This is a genomic window from Streptomyces sp. NPDC096324 (assembly GCF_044763015.1).
Lineage (GTDB): Bacteria > Actinomycetota > Actinomycetes > Streptomycetales > Streptomycetaceae > Streptomyces.
The window spans coordinates 80854-102231 of record NZ_JBIWFK010000021.1; the positions used below are offsets into that span (position 1 = coordinate 80854).

The window sequence follows — 21378 nt, forward strand, 5'->3', positions numbered from 1 at the left end:
GTACGGCTGACGCGCCGGGCGCGGACAGTGGCGTACGACTGATGGCGCCGGCGCACAGCGCGCGACGCACGGCGGGGGCGGGGGGGGACGGCTGACAGCTGACAGCTGACGGGCGTGGAACTGGCCGACCCCAGGCCCCCCTTTGAGCCTCCGACAGCGCGCCGCGCACGCCGCCGGAGGGGGAGGTCAACTCGTCGCGGGCCCGCCGACCAGGGAGAGCGTTCCGTCTAGATACGCCGCCCGAGTGGCACGGCGCTGGATCTTCCCGCTCGACGTCTTGGGGATGGTGCCGGGGTGGACGAGTACGACGTCACGTACCGGCAGGCCGTGTGCCTCACTGATCGCACCGCGGATCAGATCGATGATCTTCTCGGACTCGCCCACCGCCTCGGGTGCCGTCTCGGCGACCACGACGGGCTGCTCTCCTTCTCCTCCGCCGTCCACTGAGAAGGCGGCGGTGCAGCCGGGCCGCAGCCCCCAGTGGGACATCTCGGCGGAGAGCTCCAGGTCTTGGGGGTAGTGGTTGCGTCCTTCGATGACGATCAGGTCCTTGAGACGACCGGTGACGAAGAGTTCGCCGTCCCGCAGGAATCCGAGGTCGCCGGTGCGCAGGAACCGGCCCTCGCGGCCTTCGAGCGTGGCCCGGAACGTCTGCCGGGTGGCGAGTGCGTTGCGCCAGTAGCCCTTGGCGACGCTCGCGCCCGACACCCAGATCTCGCCGACCTCGCCCTCGGGAAGTTCTTCCTGCCGTTCGGGGTCGGCGATCACCAGGGTGACGCCGGGGCCGGGCCGGCCCGAACCGACCGCCGCCGCGTCCATCGACCTGGTGTCCGGCACGGTTGGCCCGGTCTCATCGATGGCATGGGCAACGGCGAGTGTGGGCGGGGCCTGCACCGAACTGCCGGTGACGATGAGCGTGGCCTCGGCCAGGCCGTAGCACGGATACAGCGCCTCACGGCGGAAGCCCGCGGCGCCGAAGGTCTCGGTGAACCGTCGCAGCGTCGCGGCCCGCACCGGTTCCGCGCCGTTGAAGGCGACCCTCCACCGGCTCAGGTCGAGTCCGTCGACGAAATCCGGTGTGGCGTGCTTCAGACTCAACTCGTAGGCGAAGTTGGGCCCGCCGCTGGTGTGCGGACGGTACCGGCTGACGGCGGTCAGCCAGCGCTCGGGCCGCTGCAGGAAGTGCAGCGGAGAGAAGAGCGTGGCGGTCACGCCGAGGTAGGCGGCGTTCAGGACCGGGCCGATGAGGCCCATGTCGTGGTAGACGGGCAGCCAGCTCACGAAGAGTTCATGGTCGTACTCCTCGATCACGTCCGGCGTGTGGCCCATCCGCTCGGTGATGACACGCTCGTTGTCGAGCAGATTCCCGTGGGTCACCATTACCCCGCGGGGGGCGGAGGTGGATCCGGAGGTGTACTGGAGGAAGGCCACCGAGTCGGCGGTGAGGTCGGGTTCACGCCAGGAACCGGCCGCCTCGTCGGGGATGTCCTCGGTGGCGACGCAGGTGATCTCGGCGAGTTCGGGCAGGTGTTCCGACATGCCGGCGAGTGCCGCGATCGCCTCGCGGCCGCCCAGGATCACCTTGGCGTCCGCGTCGGCGATCAGGCGCTTCATCCGGAGCAGGGCGCGGTGGTTCTGCGAACGCCCGTGCGGCGGCACGCCGGGTACCGCGACGACCCCGGCCGAAAGACAGCCGAGATAACCGCAGATGAACTCGAGGCCGGGCGGATACAGCAGCATGGCGCGGGAGCCGGCCAGGCCGCGCTCCTGCAGCCAGGCGGCGATGGCACGGGACCGCTCGGCGAGCCGCCCGTAGGAGATGTCCTGGATCTCTCCGTCGCAGTCGCCCGTGACGAGATACCGGTACGCGGTCCGGTCGGGTTGCCGGGAAGCGTGCATGGTTAAAAGATCGACCAGGGAACGAGCCATAAGAGGAGTCTCACCTGTTCGGATGAGTGAGCGAAAAGACTGGAGTTCGAAGGCCGCGTCATACCTACGCGCAGATGCCGCGTCCGCCTGGCCCCCTTGCCAGAACGTCCGTCTCGGCCGAATCCGCCCGGGAAACGACAGCGACATTCGCGCCGACTCCCCGAAGCCCCCTACGGATTGCTACCAACGAGTAACACCCTAGCAAGCCAGATCGGCTTCCCAGATGTAACTCCCGGTACTAATTACGCAATTGCACAGTCTGACGGTCGGTCACGGGGCATGAACCGAGCGAAGTGGCTGGTACGCGGGATACACCGGCGGCACGTGTGTGCCGCATCACGCACTCCGAACAACGTTCGAGCAACCCGGCCCACCGGTCGGCCAGGGAGACCGAAGGCCAAGTCGTCAGGGACGCCCCTGTTCGCTGCCGTCCGCACACTTCACACTGACGTGATGGCCGACCGATCACGCTATGACGAGCACCTCGACCTGCTGATCGCGCTCATCACCTATATGGCACTGACGAGGTGGCGAAGCCGCTCCCCCAACGGGCTGGCCTCGGACCTCGGACTGCTCGAGTCAGACGTGAAACGAACCCTCGACGAGTTTCCCGGGCTCTTCCGGAAGAGCGCGAATTTCTACGCGACCGCTCTCGGCCCGCAGAACTCGTACACGCTCCACGCGCGCTTCGCGCGAAGACGTCCCCGGGGCATCGACCCCGCCGGTCAGCAACCTCCCAACACCCAGAACCTCGCGCTCCTCAGCGATCCGGAGCCGACCCAAGAGGGATCCGCGAGGAGTTGGACGCTGACACGCTCAGGGCGCTGTTGGATTTCGTGACAGGCCGGGCGGACGCCGAACGGACGGCTCATCTGCATTCCGCTTCCCAGAGGTATGTGCTGCTCGGTGCGGTGGTCGCATCGCTCGTGAGCCTCACGGCCACGGCCATCCAGGTATTCCACTGAGCGGCACCGCAATAGCTCCGCACTCCCGGCTCCAAACTGAACGGCTCCGCCCGTAGGCCGACGCCGGTGGGCGTCGAAACCGTACGGACGGAGCCGTTGGAGCCTCCTAGGGCGCGGAAGTAGCCCCGGATACCTGTGTCAGGAGCGACGTGCGCGGCGAGACATGACCACGGCGCCGGCTCCGGCGACGATCACCAGGGCCGCACCCCCCGCGATCGGGCCGATCGGGCCGCTCGCACCGGTCTCGGCCAGCGGCGGCGTGCTGTCGCTGGGCGACGGCGCCGGAGTGGCGGGCGGCGTCGAGGTCAGCGGCGGCACGTCCGGCGTGGTGGAGGGCGTGCTGGACGGCTTGGGGCTGGCGGGCTCGGTCGTCTCGTCGGCGGGCGGCTCACTGGACGAGGGGGTCGCGGGCGTGGCCGGAGCGGACTGCGACGGAGTGGGCGAGTCCGGCGTCGCGGGGGTGCACGCCTTCTCGCCGCCGTTCCAGGCGGCTATCAGGTGGTAAGGGGTCGCGACGTTGTCGGGCTGGTAGGGCAGGGGGCCGTGCCCCTCCCCGGTCTTGCCGTCGTACGAGACGTCGTCACCGTACAGGTCGATCTGGCCGTAGCAGTCGGGCGCCCGCACCTCAAGCTTCTGCCAGGTCTGCTTCGCGTCGCCCGAGTCGGCGACGTCCGCGGCCGTGAGGTAGACGGTGGCCTTGTCGACCAGGCTCTGGTGACCGGAGACGAACCAGTTCGGTCCCTCGGTGGTGTATTCGGCGAGGGAGACGGGGTACTTGCAGCCGTCGCCGACGCTCTGGCTCGGGGCCAGCCGGACCTCCACCGTTCCGGGAACGCTGTCCCACTGGTGGAACCCGCCCTGGGAGGACCAGTCCGCGCCCACGGGCTTTCCGTCCGCGTCGACGATGCGGTACTGGACCGTGGCGGACTGACAGTCGCCGGACGTCGCGGCACTCGCGGATCCCGCGCCGACGAGCGGAATCACGGCACCTGCGAAGGCGGTCGCGGCGAGAGCCGTGAGAATTCTTGTTTGTTGCGAACGCGACAAGATAGGCCTCTGTGAAGGTCAGGGTGTGGGAGGTGGCAGAGTGCGAGCGGTCGACAGGGGCGGGTGCCATGAGACATGGCCGACGAAGACATGGCCGCCTGCGTCACTCGCGTCGCTTCGCTCTCTTCAGACACAGCGAAGCGAGCCGTATTCTTGTCGCCATTCACAACTCCCGTCAATTCTGCACGGGTTGAGCACAGAGACGACCTCGGCGGACGGCTCCACCTCGACGATCGAATGGGTGAGGCCGCCCCGTTTCCACCCGGAATGGCGACCTGCGCGCCGCCCGTCGCGGGGTCCTCGGCGCCGCCGACGAGTTGCCCCGTAGTCCGAGTTCCACGTCAACTGCCGCTACGGGCAGGGCTTGTCCGCCCGCACGGCGACGGGGTGAACGACCCGTTCGCTCTTCCCGTCGGAGGCGGTGAGCACCGGGACATGTGGCCAACCGTTCGCGCTCCCGGCCCAAAGCCTCGGCGGCGGACGGTCACGGGTCACGGGTCACGGGTCACGGGTTGAACACATGGGTCTGAAGCGAGCGCTTCACACACGATGATGCTTCCTCGGCTCGCACGACTTGGGGGGACCATGCGCACCAGCAGCAGCACTACCGCCACCACCGTCACTGTCACCGTCGCTCTGCTGCTGGCCGCGGCCACGGGCTGTACCGGAGGCGGCGCCACCGCGAAGCCGACCACGAAGTCCGGCACGACACGGGCTGCCGAGAGGAGCACATCCGCGAAGCCGAGCCCGAACCCGAAGGGGCCTCGCGCGTTCGGCGGGTCGTTCGTCTACACGACCGACGGAGCGACGATGGCCATGACCGCGCTCCGCTACGAGCAGGGGAACTTCCACCTTCGACGCTCCGCCGACGAGGAATTCGGTACGACCGGATACACATGGGCCGTGGTCGAGATGAAGGCGTGCCTGAAGAACGGCTTCGCCGTGGTCACCCGCAACTCGTGGGTGCTCGCGTACGCGGACGGAGCACGGATCAAGCCGAGCAGCGTGACGTACGACGACTTCCCGCGGCCGAAGTATCCCCGCATGGCAACCGTGAAGGCGGGCACGTGCGTTCGCGGAAAGACGGTATTCGCGGTGCCGGCGAAGCTGCGTCCGGTGCGGGTGCTGTACACCTCGACGACGCCGGAGAATCCGGCGGAGTGGTCGGTGCCGAAGGGATAGGCGGTGTCGTGGTTCGTGGTGGCTGGTTGTCTCAGGCCCACCTTGATGAGTGAAGGGAACCGGACGGCCGCCCAGGTTCAATGCCTCGCGCTTGCCCGCCCACCTGCTGTGACAATAGTCCGATGAGCGAAGCCCCCACCGCGTCGATGCCCGTCATTCTCGGGATAGACGACCTCCGACCCGTCCCAGATGCACGAGGATCGCCCGCACCAGCCGTGAAGGCATCCAACTCCTCGAAGAGCACCGCCACAGCTACATCGACGAGCTTTGGCTCGACCACGATCTAGGCGGCGACGACACCATCATGCCGGTGGTGACCCTCTTGGAAGAGGCTGCCTTCAACGGACGGCCCTTTCAGGTCGGAACGGTCTTCGTTCACAGCGCCAACCCCATCGGCGCCGAAACCGTCATGCGCTCACTCGCCCGCTGGAGCTACCGCGTCGAGCGGGCCACGGCATAGAACGCCCAGCGTTCCTTAGTCCCTGTTGCCTCGGGCCTGGCGGTCCAGGAACTCAATCAGCCGTGTTTCCGAACGTGCAAGCCTCTCCCGTTGTTCGTCAGCAAGCGAAGCGAGGGCGTCGACCAGGACCCGCTTTCGCGGGACGTGCACCATATCGCCGGAGTAGATCCGGCAACTGGAACACCAGGCGAGCCCGATGCACCGCTCGAACATGGACGACTCGGGCGGATAGAAGCGGTACTGGTACGAGCGCACGGGCGTTCCGCAGGCGGCACAGATCCGGCAGTCCCCGTCGGAGACCGTGTCCCAGGTCCCGACCTTGCGCCAGTGCTGCCGCCCGGCCGGTGCTCTTCAAGTCGTCATGCCCGGCATTCTCCCACGGCAATTCGCCCAGCACGTCCGTCCCGGCGAAGGTGGGGCCGGAGCAGACCGGAAGCCGGGGCGCACCGGGCCGAGGAACGTGCACGACAGTGCCTTCAAAGACCTGCCCGAAGCGCAGTCTCCTCCGCAACCGAGTCCACTCGGCGTCCATCACCACGAGCGCACGCCCTCGCGCCTTGGTCCAGGCCGCGAGAACTCTGCTCGGCGGCAGAGTCCCGCGAAGTGGCGACGAGGGCAGGATTCGAACCTACGTCCACCCGGGATCAGAGCCGGGCGCTCCTCCGCAGAGCTTCCTCGTCGCCGCGTCGATCATGGATGAGGCAGTATTTCTGGGCAACTCATTTACCCAGGGACCTGGAACCAGGGCACGCGGTCACAGCCACTCTCTCGCCGCTGCGCGCTTGCCCTGGCCGGAGAACACACCTGCCGACCGGAGGGCACTGGCCATGAGGGGGTCCGCCACGGCGACACCGTGCACGAGTTCGGGCGTCCGGCGGAACGCGACAGCCTCGGCGGTCGGCCGGGGCGCGGTCCAGGCGCCGGCGACGGGATCCCTGCGGTGTCGGACGCAGACCGCCTCGACCAGCGAGCGTGGACATTCCTTCTCCCCCCGGAGTACTTCCCAGGGCAACGGCAGCTCCGCCCAGATGTAGGTGTCAGGGTGCAGCCCGCCACCGCTCATCCGGTGCCAGTACGCCACATCGGCAGCCATCAGGCGGGGAACCTTGCCCGGGCAGAGCCGGTCCAGAATCTTCTCCTGGCCCAGCTCGGACAGAACGGCGAACCAATGAGCTCGGGCCGTGTTCCACGCCTGCGCGGCTTGGTTCCACGTCGATGAGTCGTCGCCACGGCGCACGATCATCGTTTCGCGCTCCAGCGGATGCCGGTTCCAGGCATCCTCCAAGAGGTCCGCGACCTGGCGCAGGAAGCCGTTCCATCGGACCAGCAGTTGAGTGAGGTCCTCGTCGGAGACGGCCGCCAGGACCTCCGACGTGGGATGCACATGCGCGACCGCAGACCAGCAGGTCCGTTCTGGCCGCGCACGCAGGCGCTGGAACAGGGCTTCGGCGACCTCGTCGTAGGCCTGCCGCTGGCGACCGTTGGTGAAGACGCTGCGCATGTAGCCCCGCGCCGTGATGTAAGCGATGAAGGCCGCCGTGTCCGGGTCCGCGACGAAGAGACCGTACGGCAGTACGTGCGCGAGCGCTCCCTTGCCCGTCATCGTCACCTCACGGCGGCGTTGCTCGTGGATCAGCCGCGCCAGTTTGGACTCCATGCGGCGCAGCAGACGGAAACGCTTGTTGTACTGGCGCTTGGACACCTCGCCGAGACTGGCAGCGAGCCGCTCAGCCCGGTCGAGACGGTCCATCCCGAAGTCGTTCTGGCCGTAAGCCCGGCCTATGGACTCACCCGCACGACGAATCACGGTCTCGATGCGGTCCGGATCGTCCCCCGCGCTCTCCGGAAGCACCGGCACATCGGTGAACAGGGTTGACGCACGGGCGAGTTGTCGCTGCGCGCCGACCGGGCAGGCGAAATCCTCCCGCATGGAGGTGTAGCCGTGCCAAACGTTGCGGAGCGAGTGTTCGGCGGCTTTGGCGAGGGCCGCCTCAGTGACCTCGTCGACTGCGGTGCCCTGTGCCGCGTACAGATCCTGGATGAGCTGGGCCACGTCCTCCGGACGCTTGCGCAGCGTGAGCGAGGCGTGCAGTTCCCGGAGGAGTTCTTCGACGGTGGGCGACGGCATGTGCGTCACCCTGTCATTCCTCGGCCAAGTGCCCAACTGGATATCCCCGAGCCGCCACCACGGAGGGCTTGCTCCCTCGATCGCGAGACTCCTTTGCCAGGTTCTCTGAACCGTCTCCTCAATCCGCTCGTCTGCAACTACGGCAGCAGTTGGGTCCTTGATGATTGGACAGCGGGTGGAGAACGAACGGCGTCGCCCCGATTCGGCGGACCTCGTCGTGGCCGGAAGTGGATGGCTCTTGATCGTCACTGTCGTCGCGCTACCCGGTCTCGCCCTGAATGACGGGCCGCTGACGGCGTACCTGATGTCAGTCGGTGGCTTGATCGGGTTCCCGTGGGCCCGCAGGAGGTTGACGGTCCGCACTTACTGACTTCGCGAACTCCGGATGTCAGAAGCGAACGCCAAGGGGCGGGATTCGACGGAAGCGCTCATGCCCGAAATCCGCAGGGCCGTTCGCCGCCATCGCGCTGGTCAAGGGAGTTGTCCGCCCGTGCGAGGAGCAGGCGGATCGGGTTCGAGGTGACGGGCCAGGGCCACCCTGGAGCGCACCCCGAGTTGGGTGAAGATGTTGCGCAGGTGGTACTCGACCGTGCGGGTGCTGATCGACAACTGGCGTGCCACTTCACGGTTGGTGGCGCCCTGGGCCACCGAGTGGGCGATGCGCTGTTGCTGCGGGGTGAGCCGAGTCAGCGGTTCCGTGTCGGATCGGCGGGAGGTCACGGAGGTGGGCGTCTCTCCGGCCGCTCGCAGCTCCGCGTCGGCCTGCTCGGTCCATACGTCGGCGCCGCATTGGTCGAACCCCATGACGGCACGGCGTAGTTGGGTACGTGCCTCTACCGGACGGCGTCGACGTCGCAGCCACATCCCGTACGCGAGGTGCGTCCGGGCGTGCTCGTAGGGGCTGTCGACGTTCTCGTGCCGGGCCAGGGCCGCGATGAAGAGGTCCTCGCTCTGCTCGTCGCCCGCCACCAGCGCCCGGCAGCGCAGGACGACTGCCGGGGCTTGCGGGTCAGCTCCCCGCGAAGCCCACTGGGCGTACTGGTCGATCAGTCGCTCCACATCCGCGTCCACGTCGTCGCCGGTGAGAACCGCGGCCTCGACATAGCAGGGAACCGCCATCATCCACAGACCGAAATGGCCCTGCCGCGGTCCCGCGTGAACGAGCGGAGCCAGTCGCGCGGCGGCGTGTTCGGCGTTGCCGTGGCCCAGGTCCGCGCGGGCCCGGGCCCACTCGGCGAGGGTTCTCGCCTGGCCGAGCCCGTGGGCGTGGGCGATGTTCAGAGCCGACTGCGCATGCGTGGCGACCTCGGCCGGGTCGCCCGCGATGGAGGCGGCCAGGGCGAGGACCGCGGACAGTCCGGCCGTCACATTGCTTTGCGAGTGCTCGACGGCGGCGCGCAGTCCGGCCTCCGCGTGCACACGGGCCTGGTGGTATCTGCCTTCCCGCAGTTCGGCGTAGGCGAGGTGTTCCAGGATGCGGGGAAGGAACGTCGGCGTCCTCTCGGAGCGTGCGGTGGCCAGTGCGAGGCCGAGGACCTGTCGTGCCGTCGCGAGGTCGCCCAGCATGAGCGCGATCGTGCCCGCTGACGAAGCCGCGAGGCCTCCTGTTGCACCCTCAGTACGTTCAGTACGGGGCCGAGCAGTGCGTTGGCGCGTTCGAAGTCACCGTGCAGGGCACTGCGCATGCCGTCACGGTATGCGCGCCAGAAGACCTCGACCGCGTCATGGCCGGCCTCGGCGAGAGGTTCCCTGTCGGGAGACACGGCTGGAAGGGCGGCTGGAGGGCAGAGCTCGTCGAGCGCCGCGAGGTATCCGTCCCGATCGCCCGCGGACCAGGCTGCCAGGGAGGCCTGGACGCCCGCCTCGCGAGAGCGGGCCGGGTCGGTTGTTCGCAGGGTTCTGGAGGCGAGGAGCAGAAGGTTGTGGGCGTCGCCGACGGGACCGTCGCGCAACAGACGAAGGCCGAGCGTCATCTCCGTTTGAGCGGGAGGCTGTTGCTCGGCTCGTGCAGGTGGAGCTTCCGTTTGGTCGGGATCCCTGCCAGTCGCTTCATGGCCCACGCGCACCACCGTTCTCTGTGGTCTTGCCGTGCCCGATGGTAACGAGCGGCCGACAGGCGCGGATCCGGTTCCGCGGCATTGCCGACTGTCCATCCAACAGGCGTGCACCGGTGATCGACTGGTGATTCCACCGATACGTGTGGGGCGTGGCGCTTCCTACGGTGCTGTTGCGCTCGGAGAACGAACCCCCGTCTCGGGCGCTCGTACCACCGCTCGAGAAAGAGGAACCCCATGTCCCGTCATGCGTCACGGCGTCGTCTCACTCTCGTGTCCCTCGCCGGCGTCGGCGCCCTCAGCGCGGCCGGCCTCACCCTGCTGCCCTCGATGGCGTCCGCGGCCCCGTGCTCCGACGTCGAGGTAGTCTTCGCCCGGGGCACCGGGAAAGCCCCGGGGCTCGGCATCACGGGAACCCCGCTGGTGAGGAACATCAAGAGCGCCCTGCCGGGCAAGACCGTGTCGTCGTACGCCGTCGGCTACGCGGCGAACTTCTCCCAGACGAGCGCCGGACCCGGCGCCACCGACATGACGAACCGCGTCAAGTCCACCGCGGCCAACTGCCCCAACACCTCCTTCGTATTGGGCGGCTATTCGCAGGGCGGCAGCGTCACGGACATAGCCCTGGGGATCTCGACCCGGCTGGGCACCGGCCGCACCATCCCCGCCGGGCTCGCCGGTCGCGTCAAGGCGGTCGTCGTCTTCGGCAACCCGCTGCGGTTGTCCGGCCGCACCATCGCCTCGGCCGGTGACCCGTTCGGCTCCAAGGCCAAGGAGTTCTGCAACACCGGCGACCCGGTCTGCGGCAACGGCCGCAACAGCGCCGCGCACCTGACCTACCACCTCAACGGCAGCGTCGAGCAGGGCGCGCGGTTCGCCGCCGACAGGATCAGCCGAGGCTAACCCCTGGGTGAACGTGGCCCCCGCGCCTCTACGGAGGATCCGCCGCCCGAGTCCGAAGCCCCAGGCGGCGGATCGCCGACGGTGATCGCGCCGGCCACTCCCGCACCTCGCGAGTGCCTGGACGGGCTGGGTCAGGACCATGATTGAGGCGAATGTTCATGAAACTCGGCGACACTGACCCCACCTCACCGGTCGGATGTCATGATCATTCAGTGGCCTCACGCCTCGGCACGTACTCCGGTGGCTCCGGGCCGCATCGTGACGACCTGACCAGCGGAGGGCCCCGCCATGCGCAAACTCGTCCACTACATCGCCGCCACTCTCGACGGCTTCATCGCGGGACCGGACGGCGCCGACCCCACGGGTCCGAACGGCTTCTGGCCCATCTCGACGGACTACATAGAGCATCTTGTCGCCGAGTACCCGGAGACGTTGCCCGTCCAGGCCCGGCAGGCGCTGTCCGTCACGGCGGAGGGCACACACTTCGACACCGTCCTCGAAGGCCGACGCAGCTACGAGATCGGCCTCGCCGCCGGAATCACCAACGCCTACCCCCACCTCCGACACCTGGTTTTCTCCCGAACCCTGACGGAGAGCCCGGACGCGGCCGTCGACCTCGTCGCCGACGACCCCGTAGCCACCGTGCGCGAGCTCAAGCAGCAGGAGGGCAAGGACATCTGGTTGCTCGGCGGCGCCGAACTCGCAGGCTCCCTGTACGCCGAGATCGACACCCTGATCCTGAAAATCGGCCCGGTGACGGTCGGCGACGGCATCCCGATGTTCTCCCGCAAAGCCGCCTTCGACCCGCGCACCTGGGCCCTCGAGGACCACACCGTTCTGCAGAGCGGCGCGGTGATCCTCACGTACTCGCGCGCCAACGACTGAGCGCGCTCTGGGCCGACCCCGCCGCGCGTGCCGGGGCGCGGGTCGCCTCAAGTGAGCGAGGTCCTCGAGGGCACAGCGACATCAAACCCGGCCGTGTGCCATCAGGGCTGCGTGAGGCAACAGCAGATCACCGTCGGGACCGGTGAACTCCGTGCAGAGCGAGTCGAAGTGGCCTTTGATCTCGGCGATGACCACCGGGTTCTGACTCGTCACGATCTGGCCGATCGTCGCCACTCCGGCGGCCGGTCCGCTCCACCATTCCTCAGGCGTCGTCCGGTGGTCCCAGGTCACGGTGTCGCAAAGGACGTCTGCCAGACCCGCCTCGCCGAGCAGCGCGGCCAAGCCCTGTTCAGTACGGGGAAAGTCGTCTTCGGAAGCAAGAGTCGGCAGGTGAGCCGGACGTGTGACGCCTGCTGCCTGGAGAGCCCTGCCCAGCAGAGCCTGGCCGGATGCCTGGGGAACGGCCCAGATAGTGAGGGCGATCCGCCCGCCGGGACGCGTCACCCGCCGCAACTCCCCCAACGTCGCCCGAGGTTGTCCGACATGGTTGAGAACGAAGTTGCCGACCACGGCGTCGAATTCGTCGTCGGCGAAGGGCAAGCGGGGCAGCGCGGCAAGCCGCACGTCAGCCTTCGGAGCCGCCAGCGCGGCCTGGGCGACCATCCCGGAGTCGGCATCCGTCGCCGTCACCTTCGCTCCACGCTCACAGGCAAGGGCGGCGACCGTGCCCGTACCCGTTCCCACGTCGAGGACCCGTACCCCCTCCCCGATCCCGGCGGCATCGAGGAGTCCAGGCACCGAATAGGCGCATAGTTTTCCAAAACTAACGGCATAGGCATCGGCTCGCCCCGCCCACATCCGCCGCTCGGACTCGTCAAACGCCCTCTGCACTACGCATTACCTCCCGGAACAGCGACTACCCCGACCACAAGCCTGCACCCTGACGCTAACCCACAGCTGATCAACAACACCGCAGGATCGGAAGCAGGTGCCTTGCCGGCTTGTTCAGTCGGCCCGGGCCAGGAGATCGATCTCCCCGACCGGGCACTGAAGTGGGCCGCATGACGGTCCCAGGCCGCCGAGCTGTGGGCCACCCCCCTGTGCAAGTCCGTGACGACTGCGCCGGCCCCGGTCAGCCTCCCTCGCACGGACTACAACCCTCAACGAACCTCGGGTGTCTTCTGGGTGAGCGGGAGAAGGCGCAGCTCTCAACTCGTCGTCTGACAAGGGGACTCGTATGACTCCAGCCGCCGTGCGCCAGGCGCGAAGTCATTGCTGCCCTCCCGAACCGCAGACCCCGTCCGCCTCGGCCGAGCCGGACGCCGCAGGCAGTCCAGGAACCCAAGGAGGTTCGCTCCTGTGCGTCACATCAACCGTGCGGCCCTGACGGCCGCGGCGCTCTTCGCTCTCGGTGGCGGCGCGGTGATCGCGGCCCCCGCGGCACAGGCCGTAACGCCATTCCCATCCATCGGCTGGCAGCAGCACAACTGCGACTTCGACGGCAACGGATTCGACGACGTGCTGATCGGCGCCCCGGGCGCCACGGTGGGCGGCGCCAAGTCCGCCGGCTACGTCTCCGTGCAGTACAGCTCGTCGAGCGGTCTCAGCACCACCAAGAAGAGCGTCCTCCATCAGAACACCTCGGGCGTTCCGGGCGCTGCCGAGGCCGGCGACGGCTTCGGCAGCGCCGTGGCCTCCGGTGACCTGAACAATGACGGCTACGACGACGCGATCGTCGGTATCCCCGGCGAAGACCTCGCCGGGCTGTCCGACGCGGGCGGTGCCGTCGTCTTCTGGGGCTCGCCGAGCGGCCTGCACGGGTCCGACAGCACCTGGCTGAAGGACACCGACGACCTACGAGCCGGTGCGAAGTTCGGTCTGGCCATCGAAGCCGCCCGGTATTTCGCCCCGGACCCCGCGCACCCGGACGCCGACCCTCGCGACAGCATCGCCGTCCTGGAGAACGACACGCTGCTGTTCTTCACCTCCGCGCCAACCGCGGCAGCCCGGCAACTGAAGTCGGTGGACACACGGGTCCGCGCTCGGGACGTGAGTCCGCTGGACACCGGCTTCGCGTTCCGGAGCCTCAGCCACGGCAACTACAACGAGGACTCCTGGGCCGACCTGGCGATCTCCGGTGTCACCACCGGCGACCAGCCCGGCGTGGGCGCCACCCAGGTACTCCACGGCGCACCCGACATCGATGCGCTGGGCGACGGCGGTGCGTTCGCAGGCGGTCCCGCGATCGTCTCCAGCGACTTCAACCACGACGGCCAGGACGACCTGGCCATCGGCGACACGGGCGTCGGCTCGGCCGTCGGGGGATCCGTCTCCGTCTATCTGGGCAAGGGCGACCTCTCCGGCCTCGAACCGACGCCGGCGCAGACGTGGACGCAGGACTCTCCCGGCGTCCCCGGCGCATCCGAGGCCGGCGACCGGTGGGGCGCCGAGCTGTCCTCCGGTGACACGGACGGCGACGGCCGTCCGGACCTCGCCATCGGGGCGCCCGGGGAGGACGTGGGTTCCGTGTCCGACGCGGGCGCGGTCTGGACGCTGCGAGGCGCGCCGGGCGGGCTGACCGCATCCGGCGTGCGCAGCTTCGACCAGAACTCCTCCGGCGTTCCCGGCGCGGCGGAGGCCTCGGACCGCTGGGGCGCCCAGGTGCGGCTGATCGACGCCAACAATGACGGACGCTTCGGTCTTCTGGCGGCGGCACCGGGCGAGAACACCGACGACGGCTTCGTATGGGTCATTCCCTCGTCGTCATCGGGCCTCACCGCCAAGGATTCGTGGACCTATGACGGAGGCCGCCTCGGGGCACCGACGGCCAACGCACGGTTCGGCACGGCGATCGACGATTGACATCCTCCCGGTCTTAAGGGCCGGGGATTCCCGCCTGCACCCAGCCGGCCGGCTGACTGCTTCGGGTGGGTTCCTGCATCTTCCGCACCGGGGTGCGGATTGCGCGCTGTGCCGGTACGGATACCGGCCTTACCTGCGCTCCACAGGCGTTTTGGGTCTCCGTCTGTCCGGCGGCGACCTTGGATCCTTCAGTTCGGACGTTGCGGGCCGCGTTGACGTCCCGGTCGTGGACGGTCCCGCAGCCAATGCAGGTCCACTCCCGGACGGCGAGGGGCTTGGGGCCGTCCTTGAACCCACACGCCGAGCAGAGCTGGGAGGAGGGGAAGAACCGGTCGACGCGGGTGAAGACACGTCCGTACCGGGCAGCCTTGTGCTCCAGCATCGACACGAACTGGGCCCAGCCGGCATCGTGGACGGACTTGGCGAGGCGTGTGCGGGCGCGGCCTTTCACCGCGAGGTCCTCGACGTGAACCGCTAGGTTCTCGCGGATGATCGTCGTGGACAGCTTGTGGTGGAAGTCCTTGCGGGCGGCGGCCGTATGGGCATGAGCCCGCGCGACCTTCACGACAGCCGTCTTGCGGTTGCTGCTCCCCCTCGCCTTGCGGGCGAGGGACTGCTGTGCCTTGCGAAGCTTCTTCTCCGCGCGCCGGAAGACCTTCGGTGCTCTGATCTTGCGGTCGTCGGACAGGACCGCAAAGTGAGTGAGGCCCAGGTCGATGCCGACCTCACCCGTCGCCTCGGACAGAACCTCACCGCCGCCGGTCTCCACGACGAACGAGGTGAAGTACCTCCCGGCCGCGTCCTTGACCACGGTCATCGTGGACGGCGTCGAGGGGAGATTGCGGGACCACCTGACCTTGACGTCGCCGATCTTCGGCAGGCGCAGCTTCCCGCCGGGTGTGATGGACCAGCGGGCGTTCGCGGTGAAGCGAACAGCCTGCCTGTTGTCCCGCCTCGACTTGAAGCGCGGGGCACCCGATCGCGGTCGCTTGCCCAAGCGACCGCTCTGCCCCCGGCTGAGGTGAGCAAGGCAGATCCATGCACACCGTTGTGGTCAGAGCAGTTCTCAGAGTTGCTTCACCACCCTGACGGACGGTGCACCGCGAATGAATCCGGTGGCGAAAGACCCAAGGAGGCTTGAGAGTTCGGCAGATTCGCTTCAGAAATCACCAAGCTGTACACCGGCCCGTCGGTCAAGGAGCGTAAGCGGGAGCGGATTTCGGACCCGACAGCCGCACCGTACTCGCCACCAACGCCAGACAGCCCAGGACGAAGAACCACGCACCCGATTCGAGGAAAGACAGGTCCCCGCGGCCTACGAGGCCCAGAGTGACGTAGAGGACGAGCAGTCCTCCCGTGAGAGTAGTCGCCACATAGTGTAGGCGCCGGACAACACGGGGAATCGGCCCCGTCGGGAAGCGGCGCAGCTTGGCCAGCACGACGACGCAACTCGTGACGGCAAGCCCGGCGGCGAGCACGAACGGCCAGGTACCGCCGAAAGGCCAATCGGTGGACCACCACGGCCACCAGCCAGTGAACAGGAATGCGAACACGGAAGCGCCACCGCCGAAGGAAAGGCACAGTGCCGGCACGAACGCGATACAGGCGACCGAAAGGAAAAGAACGCGACGTACTGCCCAGGGATGGGGACCGACGGGTGCGACGGGCGTTACTGAGGCCTTGAGCTCTCCGGGGAGCGCGGGACGGGTGGCGGGTGCCTTCGTCGCTGTCGTCGACCGGGTGGGCGGTGGGTCTACCGCGGCGCTGCGCGTTGGCTCGGCGGAGACCGTGGGGGGTGCGGGCGCCAGAGCAGCGGTCGGTGGAGCAGCGGGCGCTGGCTTCGGGCGGTCCGGCTTGCTGCCGGACGCGGACGCCGCCGCCGTCCTGGGCTTCCGCGGCACAACCGCGCCCGGAACAGCGGGTGTTGGCGCGGTACGTGGCGATATAGCCGCTGCCGGCACTTTGGCTGCCGTGACCGTTGCCGAAACGGCGGCCGCCAGCTGCTCCGGCAGCCACGTCACGGTGTCGCTGACGATCTCGGTAGGCGTGTACCCCAAGTCTCCCGCCATGTGGGCGAGTTCCCTGATGAGAGTGCTCACGTCCGGTCGCTGTTCCGGAGCTTTCGCCAGGCAGCGGGCCACGATCTCCAGGCCCTCGTCAGGCAGCGCGTCCAGCCGAGGTTCCTCGTACGCGATACGGAAGTTGAGCGACTGGGCGGATCCGGTCCCGAACGGGCCTACGCCGGTTGCCGCATAGGTCAGTACGGCACCGAGCGCGAACACGTCCGTGGCGGGTGACACCGGGTCCCCGGTGAGTTGCTCGGGTGACATGAATCCGGGCGTGCCGACAGCGGTACCGGTGCGCGTCAGCACCGTGGCCTCGGCCGCCACGGAGATCCCGAAATCGACCACCCGGGGCCCGTCGGGAGCGATGAGCACGTTCGACGGTTTGAGATCGCGGTGGATCAGACCGGCCTCGTGGATGGCTTCGAGCGCTTCGGCCAGTCCCGCTCCGAGCGCCCGTACCGAGGCAACGGGCCACGGACCATGCGCGGCGACCGCCTGGTCCAGCGCCAGCCCCGGCACGTAGGCGGTGGCCAGCCACGGGGGTGAGCCGTCAGGGTCGGCGTCCACGAGCGCGGCCGTGAAGAAGCCGGTGACCTTCCGTGCGGCCGCCACCTCCCGGGCGAACCTGCGCCGGAACCCGGGGTCGTCGGCGAGTTCCGGCCGCACCACCTTGACGGCGACCAGCCGCCCGCTGGGCGAACGCCCCAGGTACACGCGGCCCATCCCGCCGGCCCCGAGCAGCCTCGCGATGCGGTACCGGCCCACTTGCCGCGGATCGGTCGGCTTCAACGCCTCCACCGGGCTCCCCCTGACTCCCCCGGATCACTGTGCATGCGTCATTACACAGGCACTCCTGGCGAGCAGGGCGAGCCTCACGCGCCCGGCTGAAGTCCCGGCCCGACCACCGATCTCAGGCTCGCCCCTCACGCAGTACCGCTTGTGCGGGAAGGCTGACGGCAAGCAGGCCGAGACCGACCGCTGCCGCGGCGAAAGCCCCGTACACGAGCGGGGGTATGTACGGGGACTCCCCCGTCAGACCGCGCGTCATCGGGATCAGCGTGGCGACGGCGATGCTCGTACCCAGGACCACACCCGCCGTCGCCACCAGCAGCCCCTCCCAGCGGAGCATCCGCATCACCTGGACGCGGGTGGCGCCGACCAGACGGAGCATGTCCAGTTCCCGGCGTCGGTCGAGGACTGTCATCACGAGCGTGTTGGCGGCGGCGACGGCCGCGAAGCCGCCGAGGACCGCGGCCATCGTGTAGTTCGCCCAGGCGTTGAGTTCGCTGTCGGTGGTCCGCTCGACGGCGTAGCCGGAGGCGTCGGTGACCTTGCCCAGGGGCGCCAGGGCCCTGGCGTCGCCGCCCCGCACCAGCAGTGTGCCGTCGAAGCCCGACGTGACGTGGGCGGCCAGCGACGCCCGGTCCATGGTCACCGCCGCCAGGCCGAGGCCGCGCCCGTAGACGGCGACCACTTCGGGGCTGACCTTGGTGCCGTCGGGAAGGTAGAGGGGCAGTTTGTCGCCGATCCCGACCTTCGCCGAGGTGGCGAGCGTCCTGTCGATGGCGATACGGCCCCGGCCGACCCGGTCGAGGTCGCCCCTGCGTACGTCGAGGTCCTGCACCTTCGCGAGCTGCGCGCCGGAGCCGGAGATGCCCTGGGTCGCCGCGCCTTCGAGCCATCGGTCTCCGCCGGAGCCGACGGGCACGAGTACCTGCGTCGCGAGCAGGCCGACGGCCACGTCGACGCCCGGCGAGCGGACGGCCCGGGAGACCGCGTCGGCGGGCAGTCCAACCGGATCCGTGACGACGTGGTCCGCGGTGACGCCGACACGCAACTGCTGAGCGGCGACGTGACTCTCGCTCGTGTGCAGGAAGACGAGGGTCGACGCGAACGCCATGGCCAGCACGATCGGGGTGATCGCGGACGCCATCCGTCGTGCGTTCGTACGGGAGTTGGCGGCGGCGAGTGAGGCCGCGGCGCTGCCGTCGCGCAGCGCCAGCCCGAACAGCGTGGCACACAGCCGCGCCACCAGAGGGCCGAGGAGGGCGACGGCGAGCATGAAGAGCATGACGACGCCCAGGGCCGCGTTGGCGGCGTCGTCCCCGGCCGAACGGGCGGCGAGACCGGTGAGGAACCCTCCGCCGACGAGGGCTCCGATCCCCAGTCCGGTACGGATCACGCCGGGCCGCAGCCGCTCCACCGACGCGTCGGTGAGCGCCTGGCCCGGCTTGGTCTTCGCGGGCCTGCGCCCGGCCGCCCAGCCGGCCACGAGCGCGGTCAGCAGGCCGAGGCAGACGGCGACGACGAGCGGGATGAAGGACACGTGCAGGTCAACGGCTTCGGGGATGGCTCCGCGGTCCTTCAACTGCCCGAACCACCAGTGCGCGAGGCCGACCCCGGGCAGACAGCCGACCAGCCCCGCGAGGGGCGCCACGAGCAGTGCCTCCGCGGCGACCGCGCGGCGGATCTGCCGCGGGGTGGCTCCGATGGCGCGCAGCAGCGCGAATTCCCGGGCGCGCTGGGCGACGGACAGAGCGACCGTGCCGGCCGCCGTGAAGACGGCGACCACGGCGGCGATCCCGCCGAAGGACCCTCCGAGGCCGGTGAGCGTCTCCTTGGCGTAGCCGAGCCCGTGCTCTTCGACGGCGCCGCGATCGTCGCCGGTGTACACCTTGGCCCGGGTACCGGCGAGCGCCTTTTGCACACCGTCGGCAACGGCGTCGGCGTCCGCCCCGGGCTTCGCCAGTACGGCGATGGCGTCGGCCTTGCCCGGGTGCCCGGCGAGCGCCGGCGCCTGAGCGTCGGAGAACCAGCCCGTGGCACCCCTGGGCACGTCACCGGATCCGGCCTCCGCCAGCCCGGAGATACGGAACTCGGCCCGCCCGGTGGCGGTTTCGAGGGAGACAGTGTCGCCGACGCCGGCCTTCACCGCCCTCGCGGCCGCCTCGTCGAGCACGACCTCGCCGGTACGGGGGGCGGTCCCGGAGACGAGCCCGGCATCGGTGAAGGCATGCGATCCCCAGCCGTGCCCGGTCAGCGCTCCGTCGCCCTCACGCACGGGGAACGTGAAGTCCGGCACGGCCGACTTCACTTGGGGCACGCGGGCCGCCTTGTGCGTCAGTGCGGCATCCACGCGGGCGGTGTCCGGCAGCAGTCCCGGTGAGTCCGAGCGGCTGTCGCCACTGCCCGTGACCACGTGGGCGTACTGGTCTGCCGCGACGACGACCGCGGACTTCGCATACCGCTCCGCCGGCACCGAGGCACGCGCTCCCGTCTCCAGGAGGATGCCGCAGGCGCAGACGATCAGGGCCGACATCATCAGCGCGACGAACGTGCCCGCGAACGAGGCGGGTTTGAAGCGAACGGCCGCGCGGGCGAGCCCGTTGGGGGCGAGGCTCTTCACGCCGCGGCCCTCGCCATCGCGCCCGTCGGGGAGGTGAGGGCGGCCATCCGCGCCGCGATCTGCTCCGGCGAGCCGCGGTCGAGGCCGCCGGCGAAGGCGCCGTCCGCGAGGAACAGCACGCGGTCGGCCCAGGTGGCGGCGGCCGGGTCGTGGGTGACCATGACGACCGTGGCGCCGAGGGCGTCCACCGCGTGCCGGAGCAGACCGAGGATCTCGGCCGCGGTGTTGGTGTCGAGGGCGCCGGTGGGCTCGTCGGCGAAGATCACGTCCGGGCTGGTGACCAGCGCGCGGGCGATGGCGACGCGCTGTTGCTGACCGCCGGAGAGTTCGCCGGGCCGGCGTCCGGCCTTGTCGGCGAGCCCGACCCGCGCCAGGACCTCGGCGGCGCGGCGGCGGTCCCGGCGCTGTCCGGCCAGCCGCATCGGGAGCAGCACGTTCTGCTCGACGGTGAGGGACGGCAGCAGGTTGAAGGCCTGGAAGACGAAGCCGAGGCGGCTGCGGCGCAGCTCGGTGAGCTGGTTCTCCCGCATTCCGGTGATCTCCGTACCGCCGAGGCGTACGGAGCCGGCCGACGGCCGGTCGAGCCCGGCCGCGCATTGCAGGAACGTGGACTTGCCGGAGCCGGAGGGGCCCATGACGGCGGTGAAGGTGCCGCGCGCGAGGGCGAGGTCGACGCCGGTGAGGGCGTGCACGGCGCCGTTGCCGCGGCCGTACTGCCGCCGCACGCCGCGCAGTTCGACGGCGAAGGCGGACGTGCCCCCGACAGCCGCCGGGCCGTCTGTCGTCCGCCGCTTGTTCCCGCGCAGCCTCAAGGTTCCGCCCTCTCATGATCTTCTCGTAGCGACACCTCGACGCTACGCATCGCGGTCACCGCGGACCATGACGGTTGCTGGCTGATCGAGGGTGGGGTTAACCCGAGGCCGGACTCCTCGCGGAGGGCGGAGACGACAAGGCCGAACCCTTCGCGGAGCATGGAGACGAAAGGCCGAACTCTTCGTGAGGCACAGAGACGACGAGGCCGAACTCTTCACGAAGCACGAAGACGATGAGGCCGACGCGGGAGCGCACACGTCACCGTCCAGCCCGCACCGGCGCAGAAGGCCCGACACTAGCCGCCGGAGTGGCGGCCCCCCGTCCGCCACTCCGGAATCCGACCACGCCGCATGCACGGTCCGGGCAGTTCAAGCCATCTCGCCGGCCGCTCAACTCCGGGGATCCGCCGACCGATTCGAGAAGCCTTCCTCCCGGCTCCGCCCCAGGCCATCCGGTCGGCTCGCGGACCGGTGCCCGACGCCGAACGGGCCGATCGGATTGTCCGGATCTCGGCACCGCGTCCACCCGATTGTCAGTGGCGTGACCCAGGGTTCCGTTCCTCTGCCCATCCACACCCACTGAGGAGACCGGTGCTTTCGACGCCCTCACGCAATCCCCCGTTCGGGTCATGCCTTCGCCGCTGCCCCCTGGCCGAGTGAATCGAACGGGCATCGACGC

15 protein-coding genes and 1 tRNA gene are annotated in these 21378 nt (G+C 69.3%); 6 read left to right on the forward strand and 10 right to left on the reverse strand.

Features of this window, described 5'->3' with window-relative positions:
• Nucleotides 1–186: 186 nt before the first annotated feature.
• Nucleotides 187–1929, reverse strand: a complete 1743-nt coding sequence (locus tag ACIQ7M_RS37410) for a fatty acyl-AMP ligase (protein ID WP_403652713.1) — start codon at nt 1927–1929, stop codon at nt 187–189.
• 453 nt (nt 1930–2382) lie between these two features.
• Between ACIQ7M_RS37410 and ACIQ7M_RS37415 the strand changes: the two genes are divergently transcribed.
• Nucleotides 2383–2769, forward strand: coding sequence for a hypothetical protein (locus ACIQ7M_RS37415; protein WP_403652715.1), 387 nt, complete (start codon nt 2383–2385; stop codon nt 2767–2769).
• A 263-nt stretch (nt 2770–3032) separates the two neighbouring features.
• Here the strand turns inward: ACIQ7M_RS37415 and ACIQ7M_RS37420 are convergent, their stop codons facing one another.
• The gene (locus ACIQ7M_RS37420) at nt 3033–3878 is read right to left on the reverse strand and encodes a hypothetical protein (protein ID WP_403652718.1); all 846 of its coding nucleotides are present in this window, start codon (nt 3876–3878) and stop codon (nt 3033–3035) included.
• Between the two features lie 648 nt (nt 3879–4526).
• On the opposite strand from ACIQ7M_RS37420, the gene ACIQ7M_RS37425 reads away from it, so the two are divergent.
• Nucleotides 4527–5123 carry a hypothetical protein gene (locus tag ACIQ7M_RS37425; protein ID WP_403652721.1) on the forward strand — a complete coding sequence of 199 codons (597 nt, stop codon included), beginning with the start codon at nt 4527–4529 and terminating at the stop codon, nt 5121–5123.
• A 223-nt stretch (nt 5124–5346) separates the two neighbouring features.
• Nucleotides 5347–5583, forward strand: coding sequence for a cyclic-phosphate processing receiver domain-containing protein (locus ACIQ7M_RS37430; protein WP_403652789.1), 237 nt, complete (start codon nt 5347–5349; stop codon nt 5581–5583).
• Nucleotides 5584–6187: 604 nt separating this feature from the next.
• Here the strand turns inward: ACIQ7M_RS37430 and ACIQ7M_RS37435 are convergent.
• The 3 genes from ACIQ7M_RS37435 to ACIQ7M_RS37445 form a co-directional block, all read right to left on the reverse strand.
• Nucleotides 6188–6263, reverse strand: a tRNA-Gln gene (locus ACIQ7M_RS37435).
• A 74-nt stretch (nt 6264–6337) separates the two neighbouring features.
• Complete coding sequence (locus tag ACIQ7M_RS37440; RefSeq protein ID WP_403652724.1) at nt 6338–7711, reverse strand: hypothetical protein; 1374 nt, start codon at nt 7709–7711, stop codon at nt 6338–6340.
• 471 nt (nt 7712–8182) lie between these two features.
• Nucleotides 8183–9277: a LuxR C-terminal-related transcriptional regulator gene (locus tag ACIQ7M_RS37445; protein WP_403652727.1), complete on the reverse strand. Its 1095-nt coding sequence runs from the start codon at nt 9275–9277 to the stop codon at nt 8183–8185.
• A gap of 725 nt (nt 9278–10002) precedes the next feature.
• On the opposite strand from ACIQ7M_RS37445, the gene ACIQ7M_RS37450 reads away from it, so the two are divergent.
• Both ACIQ7M_RS37450 and ACIQ7M_RS37455 read left to right on the forward strand, forming a co-directional pair.
• Nucleotides 10003–10668 (forward strand): cutinase family protein, encoded by a 666-nt coding sequence (locus ACIQ7M_RS37450; RefSeq protein WP_403652730.1) that lies wholly within the window; start codon nt 10003–10005, stop codon nt 10666–10668.
• A 288-nt stretch (nt 10669–10956) separates the two neighbouring features.
• Entirely contained in the window at nt 10957–11553 is a 597-nt protein-coding gene (locus ACIQ7M_RS37455; RefSeq protein ID WP_403652734.1) for a dihydrofolate reductase family protein, read from the forward strand.
• 81 nt (nt 11554–11634) lie between these two features.
• On the opposite strand, the gene ACIQ7M_RS37460 is transcribed toward ACIQ7M_RS37455, so the two are convergent.
• A complete protein-coding gene (locus tag ACIQ7M_RS37460; RefSeq protein ID WP_403652792.1) occupies nt 11635–12411 on the reverse strand; it encodes a class I SAM-dependent methyltransferase in 777 nt (258 codons plus the stop codon).
• A 501-nt stretch (nt 12412–12912) separates the two neighbouring features.
• On the opposite strand from ACIQ7M_RS37460, the gene ACIQ7M_RS37465 reads away from it, so the two are divergent.
• Nucleotides 12913–14415: an FG-GAP repeat protein gene (locus tag ACIQ7M_RS37465; RefSeq protein ID WP_403652737.1), complete on the forward strand. Its 1503-nt coding sequence runs from the start codon at nt 12913–12915 to the stop codon at nt 14413–14415.
• Nucleotides 14416–14428: 13 nt separating this feature from the next.
• On the opposite strand, the gene ACIQ7M_RS37470 is transcribed toward ACIQ7M_RS37465, so the two are convergent.
• From ACIQ7M_RS37470 to ACIQ7M_RS37485, 4 genes are all read right to left on the reverse strand, one after another.
• The gene (locus tag ACIQ7M_RS37470) at nt 14429–15412 is read right to left on the reverse strand and encodes an RNA-guided endonuclease InsQ/TnpB family protein (protein WP_403652740.1); all 984 of its coding nucleotides are present in this window, start codon (nt 15410–15412) and stop codon (nt 14429–14431) included.
• A 196-nt stretch (nt 15413–15608) separates the two neighbouring features.
• Complete coding sequence (locus tag ACIQ7M_RS37475; protein WP_403652743.1) at nt 15609–17279, reverse strand: protein kinase; 1671 nt, start codon at nt 17277–17279, stop codon at nt 15609–15611.
• 112 nt (nt 17280–17391) lie between these two features.
• Complete coding sequence (locus ACIQ7M_RS37480) at nt 17392–19887, reverse strand: ABC transporter permease (RefSeq protein WP_403652746.1); 2496 nt, start codon at nt 19885–19887, stop codon at nt 17392–17394.
• On the reverse strand, nt 19884–20699 hold the full coding sequence (locus ACIQ7M_RS37485) for an ABC transporter ATP-binding protein (protein WP_403652749.1): 816 nt from the start codon (nt 20697–20699) through the stop codon (nt 19884–19886). Before ACIQ7M_RS37485 ends, ACIQ7M_RS37480 begins: the two co-directional genes overlap by 4 nt.
• Between the last annotated feature and the right edge of the window lie 679 nt (nt 20700–21378).

Excerpts from the sequence above, each read along its gene's own strand:
- ACIQ7M_RS37410 (WP_403652713.1), bottom strand. The coding sequence starts at position 1,929 with ATGGCTCGTTCCCTGGTCGATCTTTTAACCATGCACGCTTCCCGGCAA.
- ACIQ7M_RS37415 (WP_403652715.1), top strand. The coding sequence starts at position 2,383 with ATGGCCGACCGATCACGCTATGACGAGCACCTCGACCTGCTGATCGCG.
- ACIQ7M_RS37425 (WP_403652721.1), top strand. The coding sequence starts at position 4,527 with ATGCGCACCAGCAGCAGCACTACCGCCACCACCGTCACTGTCACCGTC.
- ACIQ7M_RS37440 (WP_403652724.1), bottom strand. The coding sequence starts at position 7,711 with ATGCCGTCGCCCACCGTCGAAGAACTCCTCCGGGAACTGCACGCCTCG.
- ACIQ7M_RS37445 (WP_403652727.1), bottom strand. The coding sequence starts at position 9,277 with ATGCTGGGCGACCTCGCGACGGCACGACAGGTCCTCGGCCTCGCACTG.
- ACIQ7M_RS37450 (WP_403652730.1), top strand. The coding sequence starts at position 10,003 with ATGTCCCGTCATGCGTCACGGCGTCGTCTCACTCTCGTGTCCCTCGCC.
- ACIQ7M_RS37455 (WP_403652734.1), top strand. The coding sequence starts at position 10,957 with ATGCGCAAACTCGTCCACTACATCGCCGCCACTCTCGACGGCTTCATC.
- ACIQ7M_RS37460 (WP_403652792.1), bottom strand. The coding sequence starts at position 12,411 with ATGTGGGCGGGGCGAGCCGATGCCTATGCCGTTAGTTTTGGAAAACTA.